General features: G+C 63.1%; 6 protein-coding genes. All 6 read right to left on the bottom strand.

The window, feature by feature from the left end; genetic code table 11:
• Positions 1-456: 456 nt before the first annotated feature.
• A complete protein-coding gene (gene aroB, locus ACMRQN_RS08950; protein WP_418734695.1) occupies positions 457-1,566 on the bottom strand; it encodes a 3-dehydroquinate synthase in 1,110 nt (369 codons plus the stop codon).
• Positions 1,548-2,099, bottom strand: a complete 552-nt coding sequence (locus tag ACMRQN_RS08945; protein WP_418734694.1) for a shikimate kinase — start codon at positions 2,097-2,099, stop codon at positions 1,548-1,550. Before ACMRQN_RS08945 ends, aroB begins: the two co-directional genes overlap by 19 nt.
• Positions 2,096-3,271 carry a chorismate synthase gene (aroC, locus tag ACMRQN_RS08940; RefSeq protein WP_418734693.1) on the bottom strand — a complete coding sequence of 392 codons (1,176 nt, stop codon included), beginning with the start codon at positions 3,269-3,271 and terminating at the stop codon, positions 2,096-2,098. Before aroC ends, ACMRQN_RS08945 begins: the two co-directional genes overlap by 4 nt.
• A 216-nt stretch (positions 3,272-3,487) precedes the next feature.
• Positions 3,488-4,777, bottom strand: coding sequence for an LCP family protein (locus ACMRQN_RS08935; protein ID WP_418734692.1), 1,290 nt, complete (start codon positions 4,775-4,777; stop codon positions 3,488-3,490).
• A gap of 36 nt (positions 4,778-4,813) precedes the next feature.
• On the bottom strand, positions 4,814-5,758 hold the full coding sequence (locus ACMRQN_RS08930) for a shikimate dehydrogenase family protein (protein WP_418734691.1): 945 nt from the start codon (positions 5,756-5,758) through the stop codon (positions 4,814-4,816).
• Positions 5,759-5,760: 2 nt separating this feature from the next.
• Positions 5,761-6,294, bottom strand: coding sequence for a YqeG family HAD IIIA-type phosphatase (locus tag ACMRQN_RS08925; protein WP_158050231.1), 534 nt, complete (start codon positions 6,292-6,294; stop codon positions 5,761-5,763).
• Between the last annotated feature and the right edge of the window lie 16 nt (positions 6,295-6,310).

Here is a 6,310-nt window from a genome sequence, read left to right as displayed (position 1 = left end):
AATCTTCATGCTCTGCTTCCTTTTGTCCTTATCCAGAAGAGGAAGACGACGTTGCCGTCCGTCCGCTCCATTCCTTGCGTTGCGAGTTGATTGCGGCCCCTTCAGTCGCTCGGCAGTCCTGCTCGCACAAACAGCCCACTGGGCTGTTTGGCTCGTGCGGAACTCGCTTTGTGAAGGAACCGCAATCAACTTATCGAACCGAGAGCAAGCCAGTCGTTCACGCCCCAACAACAAGTAGAAGACGCGCGACGGTGCTCACAAAGCGAGTTCCTCAAGCGTTGCGAGGACCATCTGAGCGCCCGAGCGTCGCCCAGGCTGCCTTTGGTCCCTCGACCCCTAGCGAGCGGAGAGCGCGCTGCGGCGCTCACAAAGCGAGTTCCGCAGCGCAGCGAGGACTGTCTGAGCGACTGAGCGTCGCCGCGTGCTCTCCGCAGACCCGCAGGTCAACCGCCCAAGCTACTTGCTCCGCGCCCACGCGGCGAGATGCTCGAGAATCACGTCGTCTTCCACTTCCCTCAACTCCCATTGCCCGATGTCGAGCGGCAGCACAAACTTCACCACGCCGCCGCGCACCTTCTTGTCGCGCTTCATCACGGCAAGCATGTCCTCAGGCGCCGCCGACCAGGAAAGCGCGGGAAGCCCCAGCTCATCGAGGAGATTGTCCTGCGCACGCACCACATCAATCGAGGTGCCCGCAATCGCCGCGCCCAAACGTGCCGCAAAGCGCATGCCTTCCGCAACCGCCGCACCATGGGAATACGTGCCGTAGCCAGCAAGCGACTCCACCGCATGCCCCAGCGTGTGACCGTAGTTCAGGCACTCGCGCACGCCGCGGCTTTCCGTCTTGTCCTGCGCAACGACGTCGGCTTTGAACACGACGGAGCGCGCAATGGCCTCGGCGGTCACATCGTGATCGCGCGACGCAAGCGCGGAGGCGTTATCGGTCAGCCAGAAAAAGAACTCGTCAGAGTCGATCACCGACGACTTCGCGATTTCCCCGCAGCCGCATGCCCATTCGCGAGAGGGCAACGTGGAGAGCGTCTTGGTCGAGGCGCACACGTAGGCGGGCTGTGTGAAGGTGCCTACGAGGTTCTTACCTGCGGAAAGGTTCACGCCCGTCTTGCCGCCGACCGAGGAGTCAACCATGGCGAGCAGCGACGTGGGTGCCTGTACCACGGTGATGCCGCGCATGAAGGTAGATGCGGTGAACCCGGCAAGATCGCCCACTACCCCGCCGCCGAGCGCTACGACAGCGCAATCGCGACCGAGCTTCAAGCCCGCCATCGCTTCCCAAATCTCACCTGCGACCTCCACAGACTTCGTTTTCTCCCCCGCGGGGACGACAATTTCGCTCACGCGGTAGTCCGCAGCGCGAAGCGACGACTTCGCCTCCTCGAGATACAGCGGGGCCACGTTGTCGTCGGAGATGACTAGGATGCGCGGCGCGCTTTCCGTGGCGTCGATGCGGCGCAGGTAGTTCCCCAGCCCATCGAGCACATCGGCGCCGATGCGCACATCGTAGGGTCGCTCATCGGGGATGTTCACGATCACTTTCGTCGCTGGCACAATATGCCTTCTTTCTCGAGTGCGCGCTGGACCTCGCGCGCGATTCGCGGGACGCTCTTGCCCGCCGTGTTGATTTCCACATCTGCCACGCCCGAATACAGCGGCGCCCGCTCCAGGCAGCGTTTGCGCGCAACGTCGATATCCTGGAACAACGGGCGGCTCGACTTGTCGGAGATGCGGCTCGCGGCCTCGTCCACCGTCACCTGAAGGTGAACGACGAACCCCGATTCGGCAAGAATCTCGCGGTTTTCCTCGCGCAGGACGACACCGCCCCCGCACGAGATGACGAGCGGCTCCTCCTTCGAGGCAAGCTCGCGCAGGACATCGGTCTCGATAGCGCGGAAAGCATCCTCGCCGCCTTCCGCGAAGATTTCCTTCACGCGCTTGCCCTCGCGGCGCTCAAGGTAGGTGTCCATGTCGACCGACGAGATGCCGCAGGTGCGCGCAAGACGGCGCGCGACGCTCGTTTTCCCCGCACCCATGAAGCCCACGAAGAACACGGGGCGGGCGAGTTGCATGGGTTCCGCCGTCATCGGGACATCGTCCTCAGGCGCGCCTTGTACGACTTGAGGTTCGCCTTGATATCCGCCATGCAGGAGCCACCGAACATCTCCTGGTACGCGTTGGCCAGCACAAACGCCACCTCGCCTTCCGCAACCACAGCGGCGGCGGGCACGGCGCACACGTCGGAGCGCTCCTTGGAGGCATCGGCAACCTCCAGCGTGTCCATGTTCACCGTGGCGAGCGGACGCATGAGCGTGGGAATGGGCTTCATCGCGACGGTCGCCACAAGCGGCAGCCCCGTCGTCATGCCGCCCTCGAGACCGCCTGCGTTGTTCGATGTGCGCGTGAAGCAATCGCGCTCGCGGTCGAGCACGATGGGGTCGTGCACCTCGCTCCCCAAGCGGCGGGCGACCTCGAATCCCATCCCGAACTCGACGCCCTTCATCGCCTGGATGGAAAAGAGCGCCTGGCCCAAGCGTGCCGTCAAGCGATCGTCCGCCGTCGCATAGCCGCCAAGCCCGGGAACAAGGCCCGTCGCCACGACGCGGAACGTGCCGCCAATCGTGTCGCGCTCGGCCTTCGCGCGCTCGATTTCCGCAATCATCGCGCGAGTCGCCTGCGCGTTCGGACAGCGGACCTCGCTCGTCTCGATGTCGAGCGGCGTGTAGTTCATGCAGTTGACAAAGGGGCTTTCCTCGCGAAACTCGGCTTCGCCGATGCGATTCACATACGAGAACACCTCGACGCCCAGATCAGCAAGGAATTCGCGCGCGATACCGGCCGCCGCCACGCGAGCGGCGGTCGAGCGGGCGCTCGAGCGCTCGAGAATGTTGCGGCAATCGTCGGTGTTCGTCTTCAGAGCACCCACCAGATCGGCATGCCCCGGCCGCGGCGTCACTTCGCGCACCAGCCCCTCAGGCTCCTCACCGAATACGGCCATGCGGTCCGTCCAGTTCTCCCAATCGCGATTGCGGACCGTGAGCGTCACCGGCGAGCCGATGGTCTTCCCGAAACGGATGCCCGACGTGACCTGCACGGTGTCACGCTCGATGGACTGCCTGCCGCCGCGCCCGTAGCCCGATTGGCGGCGAGCCAGGTCGGAGTTGATCTGGGATTCGGAGACCCGCAGGCCCGCAGGCACGTCCTCGACGATGGCGGTAAGGCATGGGCCGTGGCTTTCCCCGGCAAAGACGTAACGCATAGAGAATCGCTTTCCTATCGAGTTCGTATAGTTTCTGGCACATTGTAGCGCATGAGAACACAACCGCCCTGTTCAGGCGTATATGTGCAGGATGATTCCAATATGGGGAGCGCGAGCGGCCTTTTGCATGCGCAATCCAGCACGAGCGTATCCGACGAGGCTTCGCACCAGCGCACCGCACGCCGCAGGTCCGTCCTCCGCGCGAGCAGCCCGCTTCTATTTCACGCCAAGTTGCTGGGCGAGCTTGCTTGTTGATCCCGTGATCTCGCTCGCGTCGCCGCCCGCCTCGATGGTCTGCATCATCGATGCAAGGGCGTTTTCGTCGCAGAACACATACGATGCGCTCTTGTACATGCCGGTGATTGACGGAACCATGCACGATGTCATCGTAAGCTCGCCGCCATCTTGAAACTGGGTGGCCAGACTGTACAGATCGGTGACGGACATGTCGGTGGTGATGCTGCCCGCAGCCGTCTGCACAATGCCTGGAAGCTTCGCCAGCGGCATCGAGAGAATCTTCTCTGCAAGCGCCGCGATGAGCTTGCGCTGGTTCGCCGTGCGCGTGAAGTCTCCATCAGCGTAGGCACGGCTGCGCGCGAACACGAGAGCGGTCTCTCCGTCCATATGCTGCTCGCCGGCCTCGATGATGATCTTCTTCTGGCCGATGACCGACCCATCGGCATCGGGGTCGTTGATACGCTGGTCAACCGTCACATCGACCCCGCCCACCGTGTCGACAAGGCCAATCAGACTGTCGAAATCGACCTCGGCGTAATGCGAGATGTTCACACCGAGAAGCTCGCTCGCCTCCTTGATGGCAAGTGCAGCTCCGCCGTAGGAATACGCGGCGTTGAACTTGCAGTAGCCGTAACCGTCGATGTTGATCATCGTGTCGCGGGGAATCGAAACGAGTGTCGCGGAATTGGTCGTCGGGTCTACGCGCACGACGATGTTCGTGTCGGAGCGGGCGCCCATGGACTCATCGTCCGCACGGGCGTCCGAGCCGATGAGCATCATGTAGAAGGGCTCGTCGAAGCTCGTCGTCTTAACGAGAACGTCATTGATCTCGTCGAGCTCGGTCGCGCTTTTCTGCCCCTTGGTGAGCGTATCGTTCACGCTGTTCACCCACAGGGCGGCCGCCGTACCCGCCCCAACGAACACCACGAGCACGGCAAGAACGACCGCAATCGCGATCTTCTTCCCGCGCGAGCCCTTTCGATTCTTCTTTTGGTAGTTAGGGTTCGAACGGGAGTATTGCGAGGTGGACGAGGGGTTGCCGCGCTGTGCCCCAGCAGGTTTGACGGCAGAGTACGCCCCTTGCGGGAAGCTTTGGGGCTCGCCGTGCGCCCGAGACCCGCCGTGCGCCGCCTTCGCGCTGCGAGCCCGACCTTCGCCATGCGCCGCGCTCACGCCGCACGCTCCGTTTGCCTGACTTGCGCCGCTTGTCGACTTCGACCCGCGCGGCGTCTTTCCCTGGGGGCTGGGCCCTCGATAGTGCTGTGGCATTTCTTCTCCTTACATCCAGTCCCCAGAATTATTCTTCTATACGTTGAAACCGGCGGCGTTCGCCATAATCTCGAACAGTTCGTCGAACGAGAGCTCGCAATCGATGCCCGACACGTCGCACACGGCCTGCACCGTAGCGACCGCCTGCGCGACGAGCATTCCGCCGCCGTCCGCAAACGTGCACCCTGCGGCCTTGGCGCCCGCCGCGAAGGCGGTTTCCCCATGCGCGTAGACGACGTCGAAGGCGCGCTGGCCCTCGCGGAAAAGCGAGACGTCGAACGGCGCCGGATCGCCCTCGCGCATCCCGAGCGGCGTCGCGTTGATGATAAGGTCGGCTGCGGCGATGGCCTGGGTCGACGTGGTGTAGCTGCCGAACTTGAACGCGGTCTCGTCGTAGGCGGTGAGGAAGCTTCGGTGCCCGTCGACGGCAGCCTGCAGGTCGACCGTCGCATGAGCGAGCGTGCCGAACTCGTCCACATAGCGGTCGAGCACCTCGCACGCACGCTCCTTATCGCGCGAGAGCAGAAGCACCTCGGAAGCGCCCGCGATCGCCGCAGCGTGGAGGATGGCGAGCGCCGTGGGCCCCGTGCCGCATATGGCGACCTTCGCGCCGTCGAAAGAGAAGCCCGCGCGCTCGAGATATCCCACGCAGCCCCGACCGTCGGTGTTGAAGGCGATAAGCGCGTCACCCTTCTTCACGAGGATGTTCGCACCGTGTGCAAGCTTCGCCGACGCCGCGCGCGCCGTGGCAGCCGCAAGCGCCTCGGGCTTGTACGGCGTCGTGATGTTTACGGAAAGGAAGTCGCGCGCCGCGAGAAACGCCTTCGCTTCAGCGGAGGTTTCGCAATCCATTAGGTCGTATTCCCAGGGAAAGCCCAGCTTCGCGTATACGGCGTTGTACATCACGGGCGACTTCGAGTGAGCCACCGGATGTCCGAGCACATAGAGCTTCTGCGGGATGTTGCGAACGTCGTTTTCCATAGCTAGATGCGCACCTCTTCTCCCCGCTCGCATGCGACGGGGGCCTCTGGCTGAGCATCGCCCATAAGCACTCGCTCGAAGTGGCGCAGGAACAGCGTATGAGGCAGGTCCTGCTCAACGAGCGGCTGAATAAGGTACGCCTTGATTCCCACCGTATGGGCACCGAGCACGTCGGTCATAAGCTGGTCGCCGATTGCGACCGTATTCTTGCGCTTCGCCCCGATCTTGCGCATCGCGGTGAAATACGCGGGAGGGCACGGCTTCATCGCCTTGGCAACGATGGGAAGCCCCACCTCGTCAGCGAAGTCGTACACCACCTTGTGCCAATTGTTGGACAGCAAACAGATCGTCACACCCGCCTCGCGCGCGCAGCCGAGCCACACGCGAGCATCGCGCGGAATCACCTGCGTGTCGCGGGGGACGAAGGTGTTATCGATGTCGAGCAGCACGTTTTCAAACCCGCATCCAAGGATGTCCTTCTCGATAGAGATCTGAGAAAGACGGGAGAAATATCGATCGGGTTTGAAATATGCCATGGACTTCCTTTGCGTG

The organism is Ellagibacter sp., assembly GCF_048412355.1.
Taxonomy (GTDB): Bacteria; Actinomycetota; Coriobacteriia; order Coriobacteriales; family Eggerthellaceae; genus Ellagibacter.
The sequence above is the reverse complement of the archived record's forward strand: the minus strand, read 5'-3'. Positions and strand labels throughout refer to the sequence as shown.